This window comes from Candidatus Eisenbacteria bacterium, from assembly GCA_013140805.1.
GTDB lineage: Bacteria > Eisenbacteria > RBG-16-71-46 > RBG-16-71-46 > RBG-16-71-46 > JABFRW01.
The window spans coordinates 59,721-82,103 of record JABFRW010000055.1; the positions used below are offsets into that span (position 1 = coordinate 59,721).

Consider the following 22,383-nt stretch of genomic DNA (forward strand, 5'->3'; position numbering starts at 1 on the left):
GCGACTCCGAACTCGGACCCCCGCCCCGCGGCGTCACGCTTCCGAATTCCGTACCACGGAGACAACGAGCCCATCTGGGAGCAGTTGTTCGACTCGCGGTCGCCCGAAGAGATGATCGTGAGCGAGGGCTACGACCTCGTCGCCGGCACGGTGCTCGAGTCCGACTCGATCGGGGTGAATCGCCACCCGCCGGGTTGCCGAGTTCGGGTAGACGAAGTCTTCAACGGAGAAGTTCGCCCGGGCCGGGAACTGCGAGTGCGCTGGCGCCCGACGCCACTCTTCCTGCTGTGTGGCACCGGAGAGGATGCCCACGTCGCGCAGTGGGGACGCACCGCGCTCCCCGGCCCGGTTGTCGGCGCGCGATGGATCTCTGCGGGCGTGCGGTCGGCGAATGGTCAGGAGTGGATCAGCTTTGAACGCCTCCGCTGGATGCACGCGGACTCGCTACGTGACTACTTCCGGCAGGAGTCGAGTTCCTGGACACGCGCGCTTCGAAGAATGCGCAGGGAGTTCGATGACTTGCTCGGCCCCGGAATCCGACAGCTACGACGGGACCACGCCGAGCGGGCCGCGCAGGCGGTCGAAGAGGAACGGAGGTGGCTCGACACGGCCGAACATCTCGCGGCAGATGCGGATCTGCGGAGGTTGTCGCTCGCTGCGGACCAAATTGCGATCGGAGAGTTGACCCTGCCGGACTTTCCGACTCGACGGGACGCGGTTCTGCGCGTGACCGAGCATCTCGCAGGCTTTCGGGCGGTCGAAGCGGAGTCGACGCTGCAGCTGTTCGCCGCGCAACGCGAGGACTCGGTGGTCTCCTTCTGGAGTCGCCGACCCCCGGACTTGCGCCCCGGGCCCGATTCGGGCCGACCCGTCCGTTGCATCGCGTTTCTGTGCCGATCGCTGATGCCGGTGTGGGCCGGCGAGCCGCGGCCTGCCTACCGATTGGTCGACGGCAGGAGTGGATTGCTGTTGGCCGACGCGGAAACGGTTCAGCGACTTCGACGGATCCTGAAGTCGGCGCGAACGGCTTCGGGAGTACGCCGCGAAGTCCGGCCGCAAGTCCTTGGCACGGGTTCGACGATCGCCGACTCGGAGCTCGGAAGCGTCGCGATCAAGTTCACGCCGCTGAACGATCCGTCGAGCCCCACACGACGCGCCCGAACGCTGATCGTGACGTCGCTTCTCAAGGCGGTCGAAGGGGGAACAGGCTGGTTTCTCTCGCGGGCAGCGCCGTTCGTCAGCTATCGCAGCGACTTCTCGGTCCCCAACCGGACGTTCGGGATCACTCATTCGGAGGTCCGCAGCCTGCTTGATTCGCTTGCAACACTGCAGGGAGTGGGTGCTCGCGGCATCGCGCCGAACTGGAATCTCAGTATCTCGGTTCGAACGGTGGCGAGCGGAAACGAAGCGGAATTCGAACTCACGCTCGACGAGGATCAGATCCCTCAGCTCGGAAGGATCTTTGCGAGAGTGCTCAGGGCGGGCCCACTTCCGCCAAGTTCTGAAGGTGCGGTGTTCACGAAAGACGTTCGGACGATCAACATCGAGGCGTGGTTGGAGTCGATCGGACACGGCGCGCTCGAAGCCTTCGCCGTGGCTCGAGCTCAATAGTCCTTCTCCCCTACAACGCGACATCCCGGTTCACATCCTTGTAGTAGAGGTATCTCGACGGGGCACTCCCGGTGGCATAGAACGACTGCGGGCAGTAGGGCCCCATCCAGATGAAGTCACCCGCCTTCACCTCGCGCCATGTGTCGCCCAGGTAGTAGAGCCCCTGCCCTTCGAGCATCACGAGGCCGTGCTCCATGACGTGAGTCTCCGTCACGCCGAGTGAGAACCCGGGAGGAAACGTGAAGATGTTCATCTCCATGTCGAACGACGGTTCCACTGGCAGCAGCTTCTTCAGCAGCAGTTCGGTGAACCCGTTGAAGACCTCACCCTTCATGTCGTGCTCATTGCCGACTACTTCATGTGCCGCGAGCCCTGCGTGCGGCTGATAGCGCTTCTTGATCCACGTCACAGCCGCCGCGTCGCGCGCGCGCAGCTCGAATGAGGAGCCGGGCGCGAGGAATGCGAAGCCGCCGGGTGCGAGCGAGTGCTGGCGGCCGCCCACCGTCAGCTCGACGTTTCCCGAGATCACATAGAAGAACGCCTCGATACCGGCATCCAGAATGTGATGACCGCCGCCCTTCGGCTGCAGATCGAGCCGGTACTGAGCGAAGCGCGCACCCATCGCGGGCGCGGTCAGGATTCGGACCGCGGTCTGCTCCCAGCCGGGCAGCGTGCTCTCGGGAATTCCGTCGGGCGGAAGGATCGCGAAGTTGCGAGCGACGACGGCGCGGCTCGTGACGAGGCCCGACTGCGGCATGACGGCTCCCCTGTTGTAGTGTGCGCGGCTCAACCGTTTGAGGAGATGCCATGCGCACCGTGATTCGACCCGAGCACTCGCGCGACCTGCTCGCGCGGCTCGCCGAGGCCAATCAGAAGTTCGCGGCAATGTATCCCGGCGACCGGCTCGACCGCCAGCCCGTGCACACCGTCTACGGCGGCGCGCAACTGTTCACCGCCGACACCACACGCAAGCTCGGAGCGGTCGCGGTTCGCACGCTCGAGGAGTACGCGCCCGACGCGGCGACGCTCGCGAGAGCGGTCGGCCTCGAAGGCGACTCGGCCTTTCAACGCACGGTCTACGAGCGCGTAAGAGCCAAGCTCGAGCACGATCCGATCGAGGACTTCCGCATCGACTTCGAGGACGGCTACGGCTTCCGTCCCGACGCCGAGGAGGACCACGACGCAGTCCGCAACGGCGAAGAAGTCGCGCGCGGCATGCAGGAGCAACTGCTGCCCGGCGCGATCGGCATTCGGATCAAGCCGTACACCGAGGAGCTGCACCTGCGATCGATTCGCACCCTCGACCTCTTCCTGAGCACCCTGCTGGCGCAAAGCGGCGGCAAGCTGCCGTCGAACTTCTGCGTGACGCTGCCGAAGATCACCTCGCCCGCTCAGGTCGAGGCGTTTGTCGGCATGCTCGCGATCATCGAACGCGAACACGGGCTCGTCGCGGGATCGATCCCGATCGAGCTGATGGTCGAGACCACGCTCAGCATCTTCGACGCCGAGCGGCGCGTGGCACTGCCGGCGCTGATCGCCGCGGCCGGCGGTCGCGTGCGCGGCGCTCACTTCGGCACCTACGACTACACCGCGAACTGCAACATCACCGCGCGCCATCAGCAGCCGCAGCATCCGGCCTGCGACTTTGCGCGCCACGTCATGCAGGTGAGTCTCGCCGGGACCGGCGTGACGCTGTCCGACGGCGCGACCACGGTGATGCCGGTCGGTCCGCACCGCGCCGCCGCCGGCCAGTCGCTGACCTCGAAGCAGCTCGACGAGAACCGCCGCGCCGTCCATCACGGCTGGCGCGTGCACTTCGACGACGTCCGCAGTTCCCTGCGCCACGCCTACTACCAGGGCTGGGATCTGAACCCCGCGCAGCTGCCTTCGCGCTACGCCGCGGTGTTCTCGTTCTTCCTCGAGTCACGCGCCGAGGCCGCGGCACGACTGCGAGCCTTCGTCGACAAGGCGGCGCAGGCCACCCTGCTCGGGCAGGTGTTCGACGACGCAGCGACCGGCCAGGGCCTGCTCAACTTCTTCCTGCGCGGGCTGTCGTGCGGCGCGATCACCGAAGACGAAGCACTCGCGACCGGCGTGACACTCGAAGAGTTTCATGGCCGCAGCTTCGTCAAGATGCTGAAGGGCCGGGACGCCTGATGCACAAGGGCCGCCTCGAAGCGTTCAGCGACGGAGTGATCGCGATCATCATCACGATCATGGTGCTCGAGCTCAAGGTCCCGCACGTCCCGCACTTTCGCGCGATCGGCGAGTTGTGGCCGGTGCTGTTGAGCTATGTGCTGAGCTTCGTGAACGTCGGCATCTACTGGAACAACCATCACCACCTCATGCAGGCGGTGAAGCACGTCGACGGCCGCATCCTGTGGGCGAACATGCACCTGCTGTTCTGGCTCTCGCTGATGCCGTTCACCACCGCGTGGATGGGCGAGAACCACTTCGCGCTCGATCCGGTGGCGCTCTATGGCGTGGTGCTCGCGATGTCGGGGGTCGCCTACTACCTCCTGGTGCGCGCGCTGCTCACCCGTCACGGCGGCGACTCGCACCTGGCGCGGGCGATCGGCCGCGACTTCAAGGGCAAGATCTCGGTGGCCATCTATCTGGTCGCGATCCCGGCGGCATGGATCAAGCCGTGGATCGCGCTGTCGCTCTACGCGCTGGTGGCGGTCATGTGGCTGGTGCCCGACAAGCGGATCGAGCGCCTGCAGATCGACTGAGGGCGCCGGCTCAGCGCAGCAGTGCAGCCGCTGCATCCTCCGCTGCGTACTCGGCGCGCAGCGCGTCATCGGCTCGAAGCGGATTCGCGAGTTCCCATTCGGCCGTTCGACGTATGCCGTCTTCCCACCCGACCGGCTCGACGTATCCCAGTTCGCGGCGAATCCGCGAGCCGTCGACCGAGATGTCATGGCTGGCGTCGCCATCGAATCGAAGGTGCTCGGGAAGTGCTGCGGCCTCCGCCTCGACCACTCGCCCCGACCACCCGAGCACGCGTCCGATGCTCGTCACCCACGTCGCTTCGCTCGTGGTCTCGGCTTCCGCCACGTTGTAGGTGCGACCCGCCGCTCGCTCGTGCGTCGCCGCGAGCGCGATCGCGTGCGCGACGTTCTCCACATAAGCGCGAGTCCATCGCCACCTCGCGAGTGCGCGATCCATGAGCAGCAGCGGGCGCCGATCGGCCATCGGCCGCACGTAGCTGAACAGCCGGCGTTGCGCATCCCCCGGACCATAGACGCGAGGCAGCCGCACCACGGCCGCTTCGAGCTCGGGCCGCGAGAACGCGACTCGCTCGACCGGTATCTTGTCGTAGTCGTCACGCCAGTGCTGTGGGTCATCCGCCGCGCGCGGCGATTCGCCACGATACGGATAGAGCCGCTCACGCAGGGGCGAGTCCTCGGTGATCGGCAGTGATCCAGGCGGCCCGCTCTCGACGCCGAGGACCTGACCGAACGCGCGGTAGACGTCCATGCTGCTGACCAGCACCAGGCGCCGCGCGTGCCCTGCGAACGCGTCGATGACGATTTCGGCGTCGCGCTCGAGCATCAGGATCATGTCGACCACGACATCGGGCGCGAACGCGCGGATCTGCGGCAATGCCGCGAGCAGTCCCGCCCGACCGGCGCGGCTCGTATCCGCGCACTCGATGCCGTGCACGCCCGCGGGCAGCACGTCGGGATGATTGCCGCGATGCAGCACCGCGACTTCGTGGCCGCCGCCGACCAGTGCCTTGACCACGTGCGGCCCGATGAAGCCGGTCCCGCCGACGACCAGCACTCGCACGCGACTACTCCCCGTGCGCGCCGTGGGCGATCCAGCGCGCGAGCAGGTCACGCTCTTGCGGCGTCATGCCGGTCTGGTTCGCGAGCGGCATGGTCTGCGTCTCGACGGCGCGCACGCGAATACGTTCCGCGAACTTCACGATGCTCGCGGGGTCGTCGAAGCTCACGCCGCCGGGCGCGGGCCCGAACGTAGGCTCGACCGGATTCGACGAGTGGCAATAGACGCAGCGCGAATGCACCACGTTCTTCACCTCGGAGAAGCTCGGCGGGGCACCACTCGCCCGGGCACCGCGTGCGCGCGCCGGTGGCGCCGTCATCACCAGCACGATGCCGAGCGAGACCGCGGTCGACGCCATCGCCCATGCGCGAGTGGCACGGCTGCCGATCATCAGATGCCGCACCGACGCCCCGAACACGATCAGAAGGCACAGCACCACCCAGTTGAGCGCGTGGCCGTAGGTGCCGGCAAAGTGATTGCTCAACATGATGAACAGCACCGGAAACGTCATGTAGCTGTTGTGGACGGAACGGCGTTTGGCGGCCCTCGAGTGTTCCTGATCGGCGGGCCGTCCGGCCCGGGTGGCCTCGAGCATCGCGGTCTGCGAAGGCAGGATCACGCCCCACACGTTCGCCACCATGATCGAGCCCATCAGCGCACCGACGTGCAGGAACGCCGCGCGACCGCTCAGCAGATGGCACATCGCGTAGGTCACGCCGCCGAGCAGCGCGAACGAGATCGCCGTTGCCGGCCAGCCGATGCGCCCGAGCGGCGAGCGCCACAGCAGGTCGTAGACGAACCAGCCGCCGATCAGCGTCGCGACACCGATGATCACACCGGTGCGCGCGTCAATCCCCGAGACGCGAGGATCGAGCAGATACACACCGCCGGTCAGGTAGTAGACGACAATCAGCAGCGCCACACCCGTCATCCAGGTGATCGCGGCTTCCCACTTGAACCAGTGCAGCACCGGCGGAATCTCATTCGGGCCGAGACGCCGTCGCTCCACGTGATAGAAGCCGCCGCTGTGCACCATCCAGATTTCGCCCTCGACGCCCTCGCGAGGTTCGGCGGGTTTCTCGAGCGAGCCGTCGAGCCAGATGAAGTAGAACGAGCTGCCGATCCATGCGATTCCGGCGATCAGATGGGACCAGCGCAGCAGCAGATTGAGCCAGTCGTACGGAGTCACTTCAGCTGCCCCGATACGTCGAATAGCCGAACGGGCTCACCAGCAGCGGCACGTGATAGTGCTGATCGGCGTCGCGCACTTCGAACACGATCGGGATCTCGCTGTAGAACGACATCATGCCGAAGCTCCGAAAGTAGTCTCCGATCACGAACGTGATGCGCCAGCTGCCGGTCGCGGGGCGCTCGCCCTCGGTCAGCAGGTCCTTGAGTCGGCCGTCGGCATCGGTGGCGCCGCGAGCCGCTTCGATCCAGTCCCCGTCGCGGTACTTGTCGAGTCGTACCTGCAGGCCGGCCGCGGGGCGACCGAGCGCCAGGTCGAGCACATGGGTCGTGATCGCGCTCATGAGGTCCCCTTTTCGATCATTTTGTCGAGCCGCAGCCGCATGATCTTGCGCTGCTCTTCGATCGCGATCGTGAATTCTTCGCTCGCCGCGTTGCCGAGCCGCATGCTCAGCATCGAGAGCATCTCGTCGGCGCTGCGCCCGGTCGCGCACACGATGAAAAGGTAGCCGAAGCGCTGTTCGTATTCACGGTTGCCCTGTGCAAGGGCGTGCAGCGTGGCTTCGCTGGCGGCCGCGGCTCCCGCCTGCTCGGCGCCCGCCCACACGGAGGTGGTTGCGAACTTCTCGCGCAGTGCCGCGACGTCTCCGATTCGCGGGTGGTGCGTGAACGCCTCACGCCAGTCGGTCGGCGTGAGCGAGTCGGAGGCTCGATCCGACGCTTCGTGGAGCGCCTCGAGGCTTCGAAACGGGCGACCCATGCACATCATGCGCACCCAGCGCCGCGCTCCGCAGCAGCGCTCGAACTGCGCCGCCAGCTCGGCCGGCGGCAGGGCACTCAACTGTTCGAGCGTCATGCCACCTCCTTGCGCCACCGGGTCAGCAGCTCGCTCGCGAACTCGAGCCCGGCCCACAGCTCATCCGGTTCGCTGAACTCGTCCGGCGAGTGGCTGATGCCACCGTGGCTCGGCACGAACAGCAGCAGCGCCGGAATGCCGGCACGCGCGAACTCCATGGTGTCGTGCGCCGCGCCGCTCACCATGACGCGATGGCTCACCGCGCGCTCGGTCGCAAGCTGCCGAGCGGATGCGGCCAGCGAAAGCGACAACTCGGTCGGCGCCTGTTGAGTGAGGGTCTCGAGCGTCAGCGAGAGTCCGCGCCGCGCCGCGATCGCGCGCGCGCGACGCTCGAGTTCCGCCTGCAGGGCGTCGAGGCGGGACAGCTCGGAATGGCGCACCTCGAGCCACAGTTCGCACGCACCCGGCACCACGTTGTAGAGACCGGGCGAGACCCGCGCGTTGCCGGCAGTCGCGACTGCCGGCGCACCGGCGTCTCTGGCGAGCGACTCGGTCTCGAGCACCAGTTCGGCGGCGGCCGCGAGGGCGTCGCGCCTCAGAGACATCGGAGTGGTCCCAGAGTGGCGAGCGTCACCCTCGAATCGTGCGCGTACGCGTCGGTAGCCGGCGATCCGCTCGACGACGCCGAGCAGCTCCCCGCTGGTCTCGAGAACCGGGCCCTGCTCGATATGAAGCTCGAGCTGTGCGGCTGGCCTCACCAACGGCGGAAACGGGCGCGCCCCTTCGGCCAGTGCGACCGCGCAGCCGACCTTGCGGGCGGCTTCGAGCGCCTGGCGCCAGCTCACTCCGTCGGCGTCTTTCACCACATCGAGGACCGAGTTCTCGATCTCGCCGAGCAGCGAGCGACCGCCGAGCATGTGTCCGTCGAGCCGGCTCTGCTCTTCTTCGCAGGTCACGAAGCCGATCACCGGAAGCCCCGCGCCGCCGCGATGTTCGGCCGCCAGCATGAGTCCCGCGATCACGCCGTAGGCGCCGTCATAGCGGCCGCCATTGCGGACCGAGTCCAGATGCGATCCGACCATCAGGGCGCGGGGCGGATTCGACGGATCGGGTCGCAACTCGCGCGGGTGGAACAACAGATTGCCGGCCGCATCCGCGGAAGCCTCGAGGCCCACGGCACGCGCCTCGGCGCACAGCCATCGATGCGCATCGATCCACGCGTCGTCGTAGACCAGACGCGTGATGCCGGGACCCGGCGCGGAGTGCCGCGCGAGGCCCTCGAGCAGCTGCATCAGTGTGGTGCGATCGAAAGCGGCCATGGGGCACGCACGCTAGCCGAGCGCGCCGCCGCTTGCCAGTCGCAGCAGAGGTTCGCCGCGCGGCTCGTCGAAGCGGCCGTCTTCGAACACGAGATGGCCGCTGACGTAGGTGCGTCGCACGCGGCCGCTCAGGCGCTGGCCCTCGTAAGGCGTGAGCGGATGCCGCTGATGAAGTCGCGTACCCTCGACCACGAACTCGTTATCGGGCTCGAACACCACGAAGTCGGCGTCGTAGCCCGGCACCAGTCGCCCTTTGCGCTCGCCGAGGCCCGCGAGCCGGGCGGGAGTCGCGCTCATCCAGCGCACCACATCGATCATCTCGAAGCCGCGCGTCCGCGCCCCCGTCCACACCGCCGGCAGCGACAGTTCGAGCGACGCGACACCGCCCCACGCCGCGCGAAAGTCCCCGGATTCGCGATGCTTGAGCGCGGGCGGGCTCGGCGAATGATCGGAGGCGACCATCTCGATCGCGCCGGCGCGCAGGCCCTGCCACAGTGCCTCGCGATGCGCGGCTTCGCGAATCGGCGGCGCGCACTTGAACTCGGTCGCGCCATCGGGAAGCTCCTCGGCCGCGAAGGTCAGATAGTGCGGGCAGGTCTCGGCACTCAGCGGCCAGCCGCGCGCCCGTGCATCGCGCACCACCGGCCACAAGTCGCCGCTCGCCAGATGAACGACGTGCACGTGAATGCGATGCGTGCGCGCGTAGGTCACGAGCCCCGCGAGCGCGAGCGTCTCGGCGGAACTGGGACGCGAGGCGAGCCAGGTCGCGTAGCGCCGAGGATCAGCACCCTCCCACACCGATGCGGCGTCGGCGAGGATCGACGGCTCCTCGGCATGCACCAGCAAAGGCAGACCGATCGCGGCGAGTGCGGGTGCCGCCGCCGCCAGATCCGCGAGGTTCACGTTCTGGAATTCCTCGACGCCCGAAGGCGACAGGAACGCCTTGAAGCCGGCGACTCCGGCACGCGCGAGTGCCTTCAACTCGGAGGCGTTGCCCGGCACCACGCCGCCCCAGAACGCGACGTCGACCTGGCACTGGCCTTCCGCCGCGGCGACCTTCGCGGTGAGCGCCGCAGCCGAGGTGGTCGCGGGGACACTGTTGAGCGGCATGTCGACGATGGTGGTGATTCCGCCGGATGCCGCCGCGCGAGTCGCGGTCGCGAAGCCCTCCCAGTCGGTGCGCCCGGGCTCGTTCACGTGCACGTGCGAGTCCACGAGCCCGGGAATCAGCCACGCCTCGCCGAGGTCCTCGGCGCCACGCGCGGCCGGATCGTCGGGCGGAATCACCGCCACGATCGTGCCCTCGACGGCCCACACCACCGCATCCAGCACCGCGCCATCCACCACGGTATGACGCGAACGCAGCAACAAGTGCGGGGAACTCATGGCGTCATGCTAGCGGGACCGCTATCCGCGCGCGAGCAGAACCACGCCGGTGGCGAACGCGAGCGCCGCGATCACACGGCGCATCCGGTCGCGCTCGCCCAGCACCAGCGCCCCGAGCCACGCGCCGAACAGGATGCTCACCTCGCGCATCGGCGCGATGCGGCTGATCGAACCATGGCGGTAAGCGAACAGCACCAGGATGTAAGCGAGTGGGCTGAGCGTCGCGATCCCGACGACGCGGACACGTTGCTCGCGCCACAATCGCGCAACGCCCGCGCGGTCGCGCAGGGCGAACGGGGTGAGCAGCACCACGCGCACCACTTCACCGCCCCAGTAATAGAGCAGCGGTGAGAGCGCCAGCCGCTGAACGCTCGCGCCGTCCCACAGCGTGTAGAGGGCGATGGTCGCACCGGTCGCGAGCCCGTAGCCGACGCCGATCGCGGTGCGCGAGAACGCTGCTCTCGCCGGCGGGCCGGATGCGCCCGTCGAGGCCACCGCCGGCTCCGCCGCCGAGGCGGCGACGAACAGTCCCGGGCGGAGCGTGAGGATCGCGATACCGAGCGCCACCAGCCCCCCACCGATCGCGAGCGCCATGCCGAATGGCTCGTGCAGCAGCAGCACCGCACCGACCGCCGACAGCAGGGGTCCCACACCTCGCGCGACCGGGTAGACCACCGACAGATCGGCGTGCGCGTAGCCGCGCAGCAGCAAGATGAAGTAGCCGACGTGAATTGCGCCGCTCGCCAGGATCCACGGGATCACCGAGGGCTCGACGCGTGCTCCATCGCGCGCGGCGATCAGCCACACCGCCGGCGCGTAGAGCACCGCCGAGATGACGGTGAGCGCCCACATCACGGTGGTACTTCGATGCGTCGGGCCGATCTGCTTGGCCCACAGGTTCCAGATCGAATGCAGCAGCGCCGAAGCGAGCACCAGCGCCACCGTGAGCGAGGTCACGACTCCGGAGCGTTCGGAGTCGATTCGTGACCCTTGTCGAGCACCCGTCCCGCTTCCGTCTTCCCGCCGCACTTTGGGAAGGCATTCGACGCACCGTGCATCGGAACTCTCCTCCTACATCCGGAAGACGCCGAACTTCATGGCGGGGATCGGAGCGTGGAGTGCCGCGGCGAGTGACAGCGCGAGCACCGTGCGGGTCTCGGCAGGATCGATCACGCCGTCGTCCCACAGCCGGGCACTCGAATAGTAGGGGCTGCCCTCGGTCTCGTATTTCTCCAGCACGGGTTGCATGATCGCGCGCTCCTCGTCGGCCGAGAGCTTCTTGCCGGCGGCCTCGAGCTGCGCCGACTTCACCTGAGCGAGAACACTCGCGGCCTGCTCGCCGCCCATCACGCTGATGCGGCTGTTCGGCCACATGTAGAGGAAGCGCGGCTGATAGGCGCGCCCGCACATGCCGTAGTTGCCGGCGCCGAAGCTGCCGCCGATCACCACCGTGATCTTCGGCACCGGCGCGTTCGCGACCGCGTGCACCATCTTTGCGCCGTCCTTCGCGATGCCGCCATGCTCGTATTGCTTGCCGACCATGAAGCCGCTGATGTTCTGCAGGAACAGCAACGGCACGCCGCGCTGCGAGGCCAGCTCGATGAAGTGCGTGGCCTTGAGAGCGGTCTCGCTGAACAGCACGCCCTGGTTCGCGAGAATCCCGACCGGGATGCCGTGCAGGTGCGCGAAGCCGGTGACGAGTGTGGTGCCGTAGCGCGACTTGAACTCGTGGAAGCGCGAGCCGTCGACCAGCCGCGCGATGATCTCGCGCACGTCGTACGGCGTGCGCAGATCTCGCGGCAGCACGCCGTAGATTTCCTGCGGATCGAACGCGGGCGGTTCCGGTGCGCGCAGGTCGAGGCGCGGCTGGGTCGCCGTCGCGCCGCCCAGATGCGCCACGATATCGCGCGCGATCTCGAGCGCGTGCGCGTCGTCGTCCGCAAGGTGATCGGCGACGCCCGAGATGCGGGTGTGCACGTCACCGCCGCCGAGCTCTTCGGCCGTCACTTCCTCGCCGGTCGCCGCCTTCACCAGCGGCGGGCCGGCCAGGAAGATGGTGCCCTGGTTCTTGACGATCACCGCTTCGTCGCTCATCGCGGGCACGTAGGCGCCGCCCGCCGTACACGAACCCATCACCACGGCGAGCTGCGGAATGCCGATCGCCGACATGCGCGCCTGGTTGTAGAAGATGCGCCCGAAATGGTCGCGGTCGGGGAACACCTCGGCCTGCAGCGGCAGGAACGCTCCCCCTGAGTCCACCAGGTAGACGCACGGCAGATGGTTCTCGAGCGCCACTTCCTGGGCGCGCACATGCTTCTTGACCGTGATCGGGTAGTAGGTGCCGCCCTTCACGGTGGCGTCGTTCGCGACCACCATGACGGTGCGACCCTGCACCTGCCCGATGCCGGTGACGATGCCGCCGCACGGCGCGTCGCCGTCGTAGAGCCCTTGTGCGGCGAGCGGCGCCAGCTCGAGGAACGCCGAACCGGGATCGAGCAGCTTCTCGATGCGTTCGCGGACGAACAGCTTGCCGCGCGCGGTGTGGCGCTTGACCAGATCGGCGCCTCCACCTTGCTTGACGGTTTCGAGGTGGCGCTTCAGCTCCGCCGCAAGCGCACGATGGTGTGTGGCGTTCGCCTTGAATTCGTCACCGGCGGTATCGAGCTGGGATTCGAGTTGTTCCATCGGGTGCGCGGCCTCGGTCACTGGAGATCGCGGTCGCTCGCGGGCACGAACGCACCGGGCCCGCCGACGGCGAGCCCGGAAGTTATAGCAGATGCGCCGTGTGCGGCTGACTCGCACGGCGGGTACGTGCGCCTCAGCCTCGCGGCAGCAACAGACGCACCGGCTTGTGGAACCAGCTGATGTCGTTGCCAACCATCCAGCAACTCGGCCACGCATCACCGTCGATCGTGAGTGCCTCCACGGTCACTCCCGACGGCAGCTCGAACGCGAGTTGCACGCGCATCGATTCGCGCGGTGCGATTGCGCCGTCGAACACCACCGGATGCTCGGACATGATCCGCGGCGCCACGCCATCGACGGTCGCCGGGTCCAGAGCTCCCCCCGCCTCGGTCAGCAACCTCACCCTCACCCACGACGGCCACTGCTCGACGCGAGCGGCGTCGCTGCGCGCGGCGAGATCGAGGATCAGCCGCGTGCCGCCGCCTGCGCCGGGCTCGCGCCTCGCATCGAGCACTCGAACGTGGAAGTGCGGATCGAACTCCGCGAAGTGGAACTCCGCACCGGGAGCGAACGTGCGCGCCGGGCTCGCGAGCGACACTCCGACCAGTACCGCGAGGTAGCCACCGAGCAACCCGGCCGCCCCGAGCCCGAACTTGGCGGCCAACCTCGGGCGACCCTGGGAGGCCGAAACCACGGCGATCGCGACCGCCGCAAGCACCATCGCCGCCGTGCCGAGCATCGCGAGCGGCGCCACCGCGGCGATCAGGACTTCCACGGGCGGTCCTCCAGTTTGAGGCGGGGCGAAGCGTGCGCGATCGGCGCGGCCGGGCTTGCGACCTCGCCCGCCGATGCCAGTCCTCCGAAGCGGCGCTCGCGAGCCCGGTACTCGTGCACGGCCTCGACGAGTGCATCGGCCCCGAAGTCGGGCCACGCAAGATCGGTGAAGTGCAGCTCCGCGTACGCGCACTCCCACAGCAGGAAGTCGCTCAGGCGCCGCTCACCGCCGGTTCGGATCAACAGGTCGACGTCGGGTGCGGCTTGCATCGGCAGGCGCGCTTCTCGCGCGGATGCCGCGTCCGCGAGTGCCAGCCAATGCGCGAACAGGTCGCGTGGCGGCCGTTCCGCGGCCTCACCGGACGCCGCCCATCCCGAGGCGGCGGCGAGGATCGCGTCTCGCGACGAGTAGTCGAGCGCCACGCGCAGCCGGATGCGGCGTGCCCGCGCCGTGGCGCGCTCGAGCGTCACCAGGCCGGCCACCAGTGCTCGCGGAAGCCGGTCGCGTCGACCGATGAACTCCACCCGGATGCCCTGCTCGACACAGCGCAGGAACTGCTCGGTCAGCGTGTCGCGGAACAGATCGAGCAGAAACCCGACTTCGGCTTTCGGCCGGCGCCAGTTGTCGGCCGAGAATGCGTAGACCGTCAGCGTGCGGACCCCGAGCGGCGGTGCGGCGGTGAGCACCTTGCGCAGCGCTTCCGCGCCCGCACGATGGCCGTCGCGCCGATCGAGCCCGCGTGCAGCGGCCCATCGCCCGTTGCCGTCCATGATGATCGCCACGTGACGCGGCGGCTCGAGCAATCGGGTCGGCCGAGTACTTTGTAATGCAAAGTCATGAGTCATGCGAATGCTCCTTGCGCTTCACGCGCGTCCGCGCGTGGCGCGGATGATGGCTTCCATGTGATCCAGGTAGCGTTCGAGGGAGCGCCGCCCTGCGGCGGTGAGCCGATACTCCGTCCTCGGCACGCGTCCCTCGAACGACTTGATGCACTCGACGTAGCCGGCGTCCTCGAGCTTGCGCGCGTGAACGCTCAGGTTTCCGTCGGTGGTCTCGAGCAACGCCTTCAGATCGACGAACGTCATGCGCTCGCGCACCGCGAGTCCGCTCAGCATGCCGAGCCGCAGCCGTTCGTGAATCAGGCGATCCAGCTCCGGCGCGGTCGACGATCCCGCGCGCGCGCTCACGCGCTTCAACGCCGGCTTCGTGCGCGCGCCGCGGCGCGACCGTCCATCCGGCAGAGGTTCCGCCTTACCCACCGTGCCTCCACGCGATGTGAACCCCGAACCCGAGCAGCAGCCCACCGAACCCGATCGCCAGCATCCAGTGGTCGAGCGCGGGACCTGCGACCAGACTCGCGAGTCCGAGAATCAGAAACGCCATTCCCATCAGCCGAACCGGCCGAACCGAAAACGTTCCGCCCGCCGCCACGGCGGCGCCGAACAGCAGCAACCAGCTCGGAGTCATGAACTCGAATGCGCGCGAACGCGCGAATGCCGCGGTGAGCGCGACTCCTGCGAGCATCGGCCATGCGAAGCTGGCCGCGAAGCGCCGCGCCGGCTCGGAGGCCAGCGGCACGTTCGAGCGCCGCGCCTTGATCACCATGGCGATCAGCGCGATCGCCACCGCGATCCCCGCCTCCGCCAGCCACACTCCGAACCACGCCGCACGATTGGGCTGTCGCATCGCGAGCCATGTCGCGACCAGCGCAGTGGCGCCGATGGCGACCTGTCCGACACCCGAAGCGGCGGTGAAGGCACCGGCGCCCTCCATGGTGCGGCGGATGTAGCGCAGGTTCTCGAGCGCGTGGCGCTCGAGCGCCGGGGGCGCCTCATCGGAGATCTCGGTGGGTCGGCTCGGCTTCGTCACGGCGACAACCCTGCGGTACGCCAAAGGCATCGTCAAGTACTTTGCAAAGCAGAGTTGCAAGGTCGGCGCAAGCTTCGATCGCCAGAAGTGGAGGCGCTCAGCCGCCGTGACGCTACAACGCCTCGATCGTCACGCTTCCGTTCACGGTGTCGAGCCGCAACGGCGGCCCACCGCGACCCAGCTGACCGGCCAGACGCCGCCGCGACGAACCACCGCTGCGCTCGATCGGCAGCTCGCAGTTGATGCGCCCGTTCTGCGTGCGGGCCCGCAGGTTCGCATCGAGGTGTTCGGCCACTCTCAGCGTGATGTCGCCGTTCACGGTGGTGAACGTGGCACCGGCGCCCTCGGCGGGCATGGCGCGCATCTCGATCTCGATCGAGCCATTGACCGTCGTCGCTTCGGCCGCACCCGCGGCACTTGCCGTGATTCCGCCGTTGACCGTCACGAGGTTCACGTCGGCCGGCGCATTCTCGACCGAGACGCTGCCGTTCACGGTGTAAGCCGCGAGCGACACGTGTTCGGGAAGTTCGATCCGCCACTGGACTGCTACGTCGCAGTTCTGAACCGACTGATTCTCGCACTCTTCGTTCATTCCGCCGCCCGGATGCGGGTAGTGAGCGCACAGCAGCACGCCCTCCGCGGTGCGCTCGACTCGAATGTCGACCTCGCCCGGATCGTCGCGCTTGCCGCGCTTGATCGCACGCACCACCACTTCGGAGCCCTCGCCGCGCACCGCCTCGATCGAGCCGTTGATGCCGCGCACTTCGATCCACTTGCCGGCCGCCACCTCGCCCTGCCAGTCGAACGGGATCTCGTCGCTGCGCGGTTCGCCGCGCTTGCCCGCCTCCACCTGAGTGGCCGCCAGCGCGACTAAGGCAAGCACCCACAGCCAGCCGCTTCCGAATCCGCGTCTCACCCCGAGCCTCTCACTCATCGTTTTCGTCCTCGCTCTCGTCTTCGAGTTCGTCGCCCGCCTGGTAGCGCGCGATCAGCTTCTGGATGGCTTCCGGAGTGTCGAGCAGGATGCGGCCGTTGAAACTCTCGAGTTCCATCGAGGCGGCACCCATCCCGAGCTTCATGCGATACCGCCGCCCCTTCTTCACGACTTCGAACGAACGTCCGATCGCGCTGTGAACGCCGCCCTGATAGGTGGTCGCGTCGACCGAGACGTTCGCCGCCTCGGCGAGGCCCACGCGCAGGTGCCCATTATGAGACGAAAAGTGGTAGGCGCCCGACGGCACGATCGTGCCGGTGAACATCACGTTGCCGTTGACCGAGCTCGCCTCGATGCGCGGCGAGGCGACCCTGTCGAGCACCACCTGGCCGTTCACGCTCTCGGCCGTGAGCGGCCCGGTGACGCCGATGACCCACACGTCCTGATTGACCGAGGTCGCCTCGACGTTGCCCCTTGTGGCCTCGACGCGAACCGTTCCCTCGATGCTGGCGACCGTGATCGCGCCGGATCCGCCTTCGATCTTCACGTCTCCCTTCACGGTCTCGGCGTGGATGGTGCCTCGAGTACCGGAGACTTTGATGTCGCCATCCATTCCCGACAGCTGAACGGCCATCCACTGCGGCACCGTCAGCTGGTAGTCCACGGTGGTCGGCGCCCCCATGCGGCCCTCCGCCGAGATCATGAGGCTGCCGTGGTCGAGCTCGACCGACACGGTGCTGCCACGTCCGTGCGACGCCACGATTCGCACTGAACTGCGGGTCCAGGCGTCGACCGACACGTCGCCCATCAGGTTCTCGAGCTCGAGCCGCGTGCCCGTCGTCACGGCGACCGTGGTGTCGGTGCGCGGAGTCGAGCTGGTCAGGAGCGCGAGAGCGAGAGCGGCGAGTGTGGACATGAAGGATCCTCCGGAGGGTTCAGCCCTGGGCGCCGGCGATGACGGTCGCGCGCCGCAGCAGCTCCACCTTGCGCTTCATGGTGGCGGCGAGGTGGAAGCGAAGATAGGCATTCGATGGATCGTTCTCCAGAGCCCGCTGCGCTTCGCCGAGCGCCCGGTCGATGAGACCCAGGTTCTGCTCGACGATGCGAACGGTCGAGGTGTCGAGGTTCGCGCGTTCGTGAACGAGGACCCGTTGCAGCTCGGCGATGGTCGCGTCGTAGCGCGGATCGACCGAGGCGAACACCGCATCGGCGCCTGGATCGCTCGAGAGGCCGGGCGAGACACTCGGCGCCGGAGCACCTGGCGCGAGCGATTGCGGCCCCGGCTCGCGGCTCGCCACCACACGGCTCGGCTGCTGGCGCATCGAGAGCCACGAGAGGCCGCCGGCGACCGCGACCAGCAGCACGGCGGCGGCGAGTGCCTGCGGCAGTCCAAGCGAGAAACGCCGCTCCCACCAGCGGGCACCCGGCAGGCGCAGCACCCGTTGCGGCTCGGCGTCACTCGCGGGCCGCGCCGCAGCGAGCGGTGCCTGAGCGGTGCGCGCGGCGAGGCGCGCTTCGATCGCGGGCCACAGGTCGCGCGAAGGAGCGATCGGATCCATCACGCGCGCGGCATCGCGGACCCGTTCGAGCTCGGCACGCACGGCCCGACAGCTCGCACACCCGGCGAGATGCGAGTCCACCTCGCGCAGGGTCGCCGCGTCGAGCGTGCCATCCAGATGCTCGCTCAGTCGCTCGTTCCAGCGCTCGTCGTGTTCGAAGCCGTTCACTCGAGATGCCCCCTCAACAGCATGCGGGCGCGGTGCAGCTGCGCTTTGGTGGTTCCGGTCGTCACGCCGAGCGCCTCGGCGATCTCCTCGTGCTTGAATCCCTCGACATCGTGCATCACGAAGATCTGTCGCGCGCCGCTCGGAAGCCTCCCGATCGCCCGCTCGAAGTCGATCCCGTGTTCTCCGGCCGTGACCCGCGCCGGCACCTGGTTGAGCGCCCCTTCGGTGTCGTCGCGTCGCGACCACTCGAGATTCCGTCGGGTACGCCGCGTGAGGATGAAGTTGATCGCCACCCGATGAAGCCAGGTGCCGAACGCCGAGTCGCCTCGAAAGCTCTCGAGCCGCTCCCACGCCCTCACGAATACCTCCTGCGTCAGCTCTTCGGCATCTTCGGTTCCCGCCATCCGCCGGGCCAGGGCGTTCACCCTGCCGACGTGCTGCCGGTACAGCCGCTCGAATGCGCGCACGTCCCCGGCCGCCGCCCGTCGGGCCTCGACCAGGTCATCACTTCGGATTTCGGATGACGGCGGGCTCTTCACACGGACTCCGGGGATCAAGCGTCCTCTAGCTGGGACCGGCCAGGTGCCCAGAAGGTTGAAACTTGTACCGCATTCGGGCCCGTCCCATGGGGATGAAACCGTTTCGGGGCCTGCGCCGTAGGCGCGACGTCGTCACCCCGGAACCACCGCCGGTCCAACCCTTTCCCGCAATCGCGTGTCTATGACACTGCGCCGACCCCGGAACCGGTCCGACCGAGCCAACCGCACGAACGAGGGACACGAAGATGCCGCCGATCGCTACCCGCCGCACCGTTCGCAGCACGCTGGTGCGTGGTCTGCTCGCCGCGTCCGCACTCGCCGTCATGACCTCCGCGCCGCATGCGCAGACCTCCGACCGCTACACGCTGAGCGGCTCGAGCCTCGGGCCGGTTGCGATCTACGACCTCGCCGGCAAGGTGACGGTGGTGCGAGGCACCGGGACCGACGTAGTGGTCACCGTGAAGCGCGGCGGCCGCGACGCCGCCAAACTGCGGGTCGAGACCGGACGACTCAACGGCCGCGAGTCGCTGCGCGTGATCTTCCCGGGCCGGCGCATCATCTACCCGGCGCTCGGTCGCGGCTCGAACACCGAGACGCACATCGACGAGAACGGCACGTTCGGCGGGATCTCATGGTCGCTGTTCAGCGGTTCCAATAGCGTGAGGATCTCGGGCTCGGGCAGTGGGCTGGAAGCGTGGGCGGATCTCGAGATCGCGATTCCGCCGCGTCAGGCGACCGAGGTGTTTCTGGCGGCCGGCGATATTAACGCGACCGGAACCGATTCGAAGCTGCGTCTCGACACCCACAGCGGCGATGTGCACGCGAGGGGGCTCACCGGCGACGTGACCATCGATACCGGCTCGGGTGACGTCGACGTGCGCGACAGCAGCGGCGACATGCTGATCGATACCGGTTCCGGCAACGTGGTGGTGGTCAAGCAGAAGGGCGAACGGCTGAGCATCGACACCGGATCGGGTGACGTGAAGCTGATGGGCGCCCAGGTCAGCACGCTCAAGGTGGACACCGGATCCGGCGACGTTTCGCTCGGTGCCGTCTCGGCCGACGACGTGCTCGCAGACACCGGCAGCGGCTCGGTGATGCTCGACATGGTGACGGACGCCGAGTCGGTAGTACTCGACACCGGGTCCGGCGAAGTGACGCTCGGATTGCCGCGTGAGTTCGGCGCGGAGTACGACATCAGTACTGGCAGTGGTGGGATCGACATCGAGGTGACGCATCGCTCCAGCGTGAGCGAGCGGGATGAAGCGCGCGGCCGGATCGGGGATGGCCGCGGTCGGCTCCGGGTCGATACCGGATCTGGCAGTGTGCAGATTCGGCCGCGTGCATCGTCCTCCTCGTCGTCGAGTGTCGGGAGCTGGGGTTCGGGAACCTTCTTCGGGCGGTCGCTTCCGTTCGAGTGAGGCGGTGACGCGGTGAGACGAAACGCGCCGCCGGAGGGTCCCCCGGCGGCGCGATTCGTTTGGCGACGAAGCGATGGTGGCTACTGCGCGGCGACGCGGTCCTGCCGGGTCCCCGCCGCGAGCGCGGTGACGTTCGAGAGCGTGCAGGTGTTGCCGCAAATGCGCGCATCGATCACCAGCGACCAGTCACCGGTCGCGGGCAGCTTCACCTGGGCCTGGTAGACGCCCTCGGCCTTGGCCGGTCGCGCGTGGATCTCGAGCACCCGGCGTCCCGAACGCGCGATCACGATCGGATGCGCGTTCTTGACCGGCTCGCCATTCGGGTAGGTCAACTCGAACGGAAGATCGAACTCCTTGCCGGCCTCGACCCGGACCGCGGCGACGGCTGCCTGTCCGGCACTCGACGGCTGAAGCTGCGCGGCGGTTGCGGCGCGAATCGCGCCGAGCGGGCGGATGTTCACCTGGCCACCGGCTCTTGCGGACGAACCGGAGATCGAGACGGCGGCGACCAGCGCAACGGCGAGCAGCGACAGGGACGGCTTCATCGCGAACCTCCGAGTGAGTGGTGCGAGCCGCGCTCTCGCGGCTTCACTCCTGAGGACGGGTCAGCGGGCTGAAGCGTTAGCGACGACGGCCGGCTCGACGCGAGCGCTCGTAGCCGCGGGGCCCGCGGCCACGTCACTCCAGGGGCGCAACCAGCGGCGCCACGCGGCGGTATCGCCGTAGCCGAGCGCATCCCACCAGGCGTCGAACATGCCGCGCTCGCCGGCCAGGATGCCCGCGCGAGTCACCGCCGGTGGCGGCGGCACACGCGCCGCCAGCGCGTCGAACACGCTGCCGCGCACCGCGCCACGCGTGCGCGAGAGCAGATGCCAGAGCGTGAGCGCATCTTCACGGCGCGACTCGCTCACCACGATCGCGAGCGCCGAGTCGGCGACACTCGCTGCGCCGATTCCGAAGTCGAACGCGTGCAGCGCATTCTTGAGCGCGGCACTGGCGTCGTTGAAGCACGGCGTGCCGGGCGGGCGCCCGGGCAGCGAGATGCAGCGTGCGCCGGCGGGAATGAACGACTCGCGGCCCTCGGCTTCGAGGCTCACCCACCCGATGTCGACCGACAGGTTCGAAGCGCCGCTCGGCGCGACATTCAGCGTGTAGGCGCAGCCCAGATCGACCGCGAGCGCGGCCGGCGTCTCGACGAAGAAGCGGCGCGGAGGCGCGATGATGATGGCGCGCAGCTCGCCTTCGGCGAGCGACAGGCGATGATCGTCGGTGGTGGTCTCGAGCAGCCGCACGCGCGAACGCGATCCGACTTCGACCACACCGATCGTCCCGATCGTGAGCCGCGCACCCGCGTCGGGTCCGGTTTCGAGCCACTCACCACGTCGCAACCGATCGTGCGCAGCGAGCGTGCGGCGCGCTCCCGCCGCGCCTCCGCGCTCCCCGGCACGAGCGAGTCGCACTTCGCCCGCGACCCGCACCACCTCGAACCCACGCCCGCTCGCCCAACGCATCGTGAGCACGCGACCCCCGAACACCGAAGCCACGACCAGCGCGGCGGCGAATGCCACGCGGGCGGGCGCCGGCAGTCGAAGCAGCCACTCGAATCGCGACGCGCCTCGCGGCGCGGGAAGCTCGAGCGGGATCGGTCGGTGCGCAAGCGATGACAGCGCGTGTTCGACGCGGTCGATCGTCGGGTCCGCGGGTCCGCTGCGATCCCACAGGTAGTCGTCGGGCTCCGGGCCGCGCGGGCGCAGGTCGTCGGGCGTCACGAGCTTCCCCCCGCTGCGCCCGGCATGCGCTGCGCGCCATCCACGCCCAGGCGCTCGCGCAGCAGCGTCATGCCGCGGTGCAGGTTGACGCGCACCGAGCCCGGCTGCATGCCGGTCATCGCAGCGATCTCGGGCCCGGTGAGCCCTTCGATCAAGCGCAGCGCCAGCGTCTCGCGATACGCTTCGGGAAGTGCTCGAATCAGCGCGAGCACTCGAATCGCCTCGGCGTGATGCGAGTCGGGTGCGGCCAGCTCGGGGTCGAGCGGCTCGGGCGCACGCCCGCGTCTCAGCGCGTCGGTCGAGCGGTGACGCGCGAGTTGCGCGAGCCAGCCACCGAAGGCATCCGGCTCGCGCAGCGTACCGATCCGCGTCCACGCCTGGATGAAGACCTCCTGCACCAGATCCTCCGTCTCGGTGCGCGGCGCCCGTGCGATCACGATGCCGTGCACCATGCGTCCGTAGCGTGCGTAGAGCCGCTCGAAGGCTCGCCGATCGCCGCGCTGAGACGCACGGACGTCGGCACCGACTGACTCCGCCGCGACCGCATCGTCCGCCGGCATGGCGTTCCTCGGGTC

The 22,383-nt window shown here is 68.4% G+C and carries 24 protein-coding genes; 4 read left to right on the plus strand and 20 right to left on the minus strand.

Annotated features, from left to right (window positions below):
- The first annotated feature begins 84 nt into the window (after positions 1-84).
- Positions 85-1,611: a hypothetical protein gene (locus HOP12_05295; protein NOT33571.1), complete on the plus strand. Its 1,527-nt coding sequence runs from the start codon at positions 85-87 to the stop codon at positions 1,609-1,611.
- 10 nt (positions 1,612-1,621) lie between these two features.
- Here HOP12_05295 and HOP12_05300 read toward each other — a convergent pair whose 3' ends face one another.
- Positions 1,622-2,368 carry a (S)-ureidoglycine aminohydrolase gene (locus HOP12_05300; protein ID NOT33572.1) on the minus strand — a complete coding sequence of 249 codons (747 nt, stop codon included), beginning with the start codon at positions 2,366-2,368 and terminating at the stop codon, positions 1,622-1,624.
- Between the two features lie 50 nt (positions 2,369-2,418).
- On the opposite strand from HOP12_05300, the gene HOP12_05305 reads away from it, so the two are divergent.
- Both HOP12_05305 and HOP12_05310 read left to right on the plus strand, forming a co-directional pair.
- Positions 2,419-3,768 (plus strand): phosphoenolpyruvate kinase, encoded by a 1,350-nt coding sequence (locus HOP12_05305; protein NOT33573.1) that lies wholly within the window; start codon positions 2,419-2,421, stop codon positions 3,766-3,768.
- Positions 3,768-4,343 (plus strand): DUF1211 domain-containing protein, encoded by a 576-nt coding sequence (locus HOP12_05310; protein ID NOT33574.1) that lies wholly within the window; start codon positions 3,768-3,770, stop codon positions 4,341-4,343. The genes HOP12_05305 and HOP12_05310 overlap by 1 nt, the downstream gene beginning before the upstream one ends.
- 10 nt (positions 4,344-4,353) lie before the next feature.
- Here the strand turns inward: HOP12_05310 and HOP12_05315 are convergent, their stop codons facing one another.
- The 16 genes from HOP12_05315 to HOP12_05390 all read right to left on the minus strand — a co-directional run bounded on the left by HOP12_05315 (position 4,354) and on the right by HOP12_05390 (position 18,618).
- Complete coding sequence (locus tag HOP12_05315) at positions 4,354-5,403, minus strand: NAD-dependent epimerase/dehydratase family protein (GenBank protein ID NOT33575.1); 1,050 nt, start codon at positions 5,401-5,403, stop codon at positions 4,354-4,356.
- Positions 5,404-5,407: 4 nt separating this feature from the next.
- Positions 5,408-6,589 (minus strand): urate hydroxylase PuuD, encoded by a 1,182-nt coding sequence (locus tag HOP12_05320; protein ID NOT33576.1) that lies wholly within the window; start codon positions 6,587-6,589, stop codon positions 5,408-5,410.
- Position 6,590: 1 nt separating this feature from the next.
- Positions 6,591-6,932, minus strand: a complete 342-nt coding sequence (gene uraH / locus HOP12_05325) for a hydroxyisourate hydrolase (GenBank protein ID NOT33577.1) — start codon at positions 6,930-6,932, stop codon at positions 6,591-6,593.
- Entirely contained in the window at positions 6,929-7,444 is a 516-nt protein-coding gene (gene uraD, locus HOP12_05330) for a 2-oxo-4-hydroxy-4-carboxy-5-ureidoimidazoline decarboxylase (GenBank protein NOT33578.1), read from the minus strand. The genes uraH and uraD overlap by 4 nt, the downstream gene beginning before the upstream one ends.
- Positions 7,441-8,703, minus strand: coding sequence for a hydantoinase/carbamoylase family amidase (locus HOP12_05335; GenBank protein NOT33579.1), 1,263 nt, complete (start codon positions 8,701-8,703; stop codon positions 7,441-7,443). Before HOP12_05335 ends, uraD begins: the two co-directional genes overlap by 4 nt.
- A 12-nt stretch (positions 8,704-8,715) precedes the next feature.
- The gene (gene allB / locus HOP12_05340) at positions 8,716-10,089 is read right to left on the minus strand and encodes an allantoinase AllB (GenBank protein NOT33580.1); all 1,374 of its coding nucleotides are present in this window, start codon (positions 10,087-10,089) and stop codon (positions 8,716-8,718) included.
- Between the two features lie 21 nt (positions 10,090-10,110).
- The gene (locus HOP12_05345) at positions 10,111-11,046 is read right to left on the minus strand and encodes an EamA family transporter (protein NOT33581.1); all 936 of its coding nucleotides are present in this window, start codon (positions 11,044-11,046) and stop codon (positions 10,111-10,113) included.
- A 114-nt stretch (positions 11,047-11,160) separates the two neighbouring features.
- Positions 11,161-12,774 carry a methylcrotonoyl-CoA carboxylase gene (locus HOP12_05350; GenBank protein NOT33582.1) on the minus strand — a complete coding sequence of 538 codons (1,614 nt, stop codon included), beginning with the start codon at positions 12,772-12,774 and terminating at the stop codon, positions 11,161-11,163.
- A 133-nt stretch (positions 12,775-12,907) separates the two neighbouring features.
- Positions 12,908-13,549: a hypothetical protein gene (locus HOP12_05355; protein NOT33583.1), complete on the minus strand. Its 642-nt coding sequence runs from the start codon at positions 13,547-13,549 to the stop codon at positions 12,908-12,910.
- On the minus strand, positions 13,537-14,394 hold the full coding sequence (gene uppS / locus HOP12_05360) for a di-trans,poly-cis-decaprenylcistransferase (protein NOT33584.1): 858 nt from the start codon (positions 14,392-14,394) through the stop codon (positions 13,537-13,539). Before uppS ends, HOP12_05355 begins: the two co-directional genes overlap by 13 nt.
- 18 nt (positions 14,395-14,412) lie before the next feature.
- On the minus strand, positions 14,413-14,664 hold the full coding sequence (locus HOP12_05365; protein ID NOT33585.1) for a transcriptional regulator: 252 nt from the start codon (positions 14,662-14,664) through the stop codon (positions 14,413-14,415).
- Positions 14,665-14,800: 136 nt separating this feature from the next.
- A complete protein-coding gene (locus HOP12_05370; GenBank protein ID NOT33586.1) occupies positions 14,801-15,418 on the minus strand; it encodes a hypothetical protein in 618 nt (205 codons plus the stop codon).
- 112 nt (positions 15,419-15,530) lie between these two features.
- Positions 15,531-16,352, minus strand: a complete 822-nt coding sequence (locus HOP12_05375) for a DUF4097 family beta strand repeat protein (GenBank protein NOT33587.1) — start codon at positions 16,350-16,352, stop codon at positions 15,531-15,533.
- Positions 16,345-17,268, minus strand: coding sequence for a hypothetical protein (locus HOP12_05380; protein NOT33588.1), 924 nt, complete (start codon positions 17,266-17,268; stop codon positions 16,345-16,347). Before HOP12_05380 ends, HOP12_05375 begins: the two co-directional genes overlap by 8 nt.
- Positions 17,269-17,287: 19 nt before the next feature.
- Positions 17,288-18,079, minus strand: a complete 792-nt coding sequence (locus HOP12_05385) for a hypothetical protein (protein NOT33589.1) — start codon at positions 18,077-18,079, stop codon at positions 17,288-17,290.
- Complete coding sequence (locus HOP12_05390) at positions 18,076-18,618, minus strand: RNA polymerase sigma factor (protein NOT33590.1); 543 nt, start codon at positions 18,616-18,618, stop codon at positions 18,076-18,078. The genes HOP12_05385 and HOP12_05390 overlap by 4 nt, the downstream gene beginning before the upstream one ends.
- Before the next feature lie 245 nt (positions 18,619-18,863).
- On the opposite strand from HOP12_05390, the gene HOP12_05395 reads away from it, so the two are divergent.
- Positions 18,864-20,039, plus strand: coding sequence for a DUF4097 family beta strand repeat protein (locus HOP12_05395; protein ID NOT33591.1), 1,176 nt, complete (start codon positions 18,864-18,866; stop codon positions 20,037-20,039).
- Between the two features lie 80 nt (positions 20,040-20,119).
- On the opposite strand, the gene HOP12_05400 is transcribed toward HOP12_05395, so the two are convergent.
- The 3 genes from HOP12_05400 to HOP12_05410 are packed head-to-tail and all read right to left on the minus strand — an operon-like array spanning position 20,120 to position 22,368.
- Entirely contained in the window at positions 20,120-20,584 is a 465-nt protein-coding gene (locus HOP12_05400; protein NOT33592.1) for a hypothetical protein, read from the minus strand.
- A gap of 60 nt (positions 20,585-20,644) precedes the next feature.
- Positions 20,645-21,808: a hypothetical protein gene (locus HOP12_05405; protein ID NOT33593.1), complete on the minus strand. Its 1,164-nt coding sequence runs from the start codon at positions 21,806-21,808 to the stop codon at positions 20,645-20,647.
- A complete protein-coding gene (locus HOP12_05410) occupies positions 21,805-22,368 on the minus strand; it encodes a sigma-70 family RNA polymerase sigma factor (protein NOT33594.1) in 564 nt (187 codons plus the stop codon). The genes HOP12_05405 and HOP12_05410 overlap by 4 nt, the downstream gene beginning before the upstream one ends.
- Positions 22,369-22,383 lie beyond the last annotated feature (15 nt).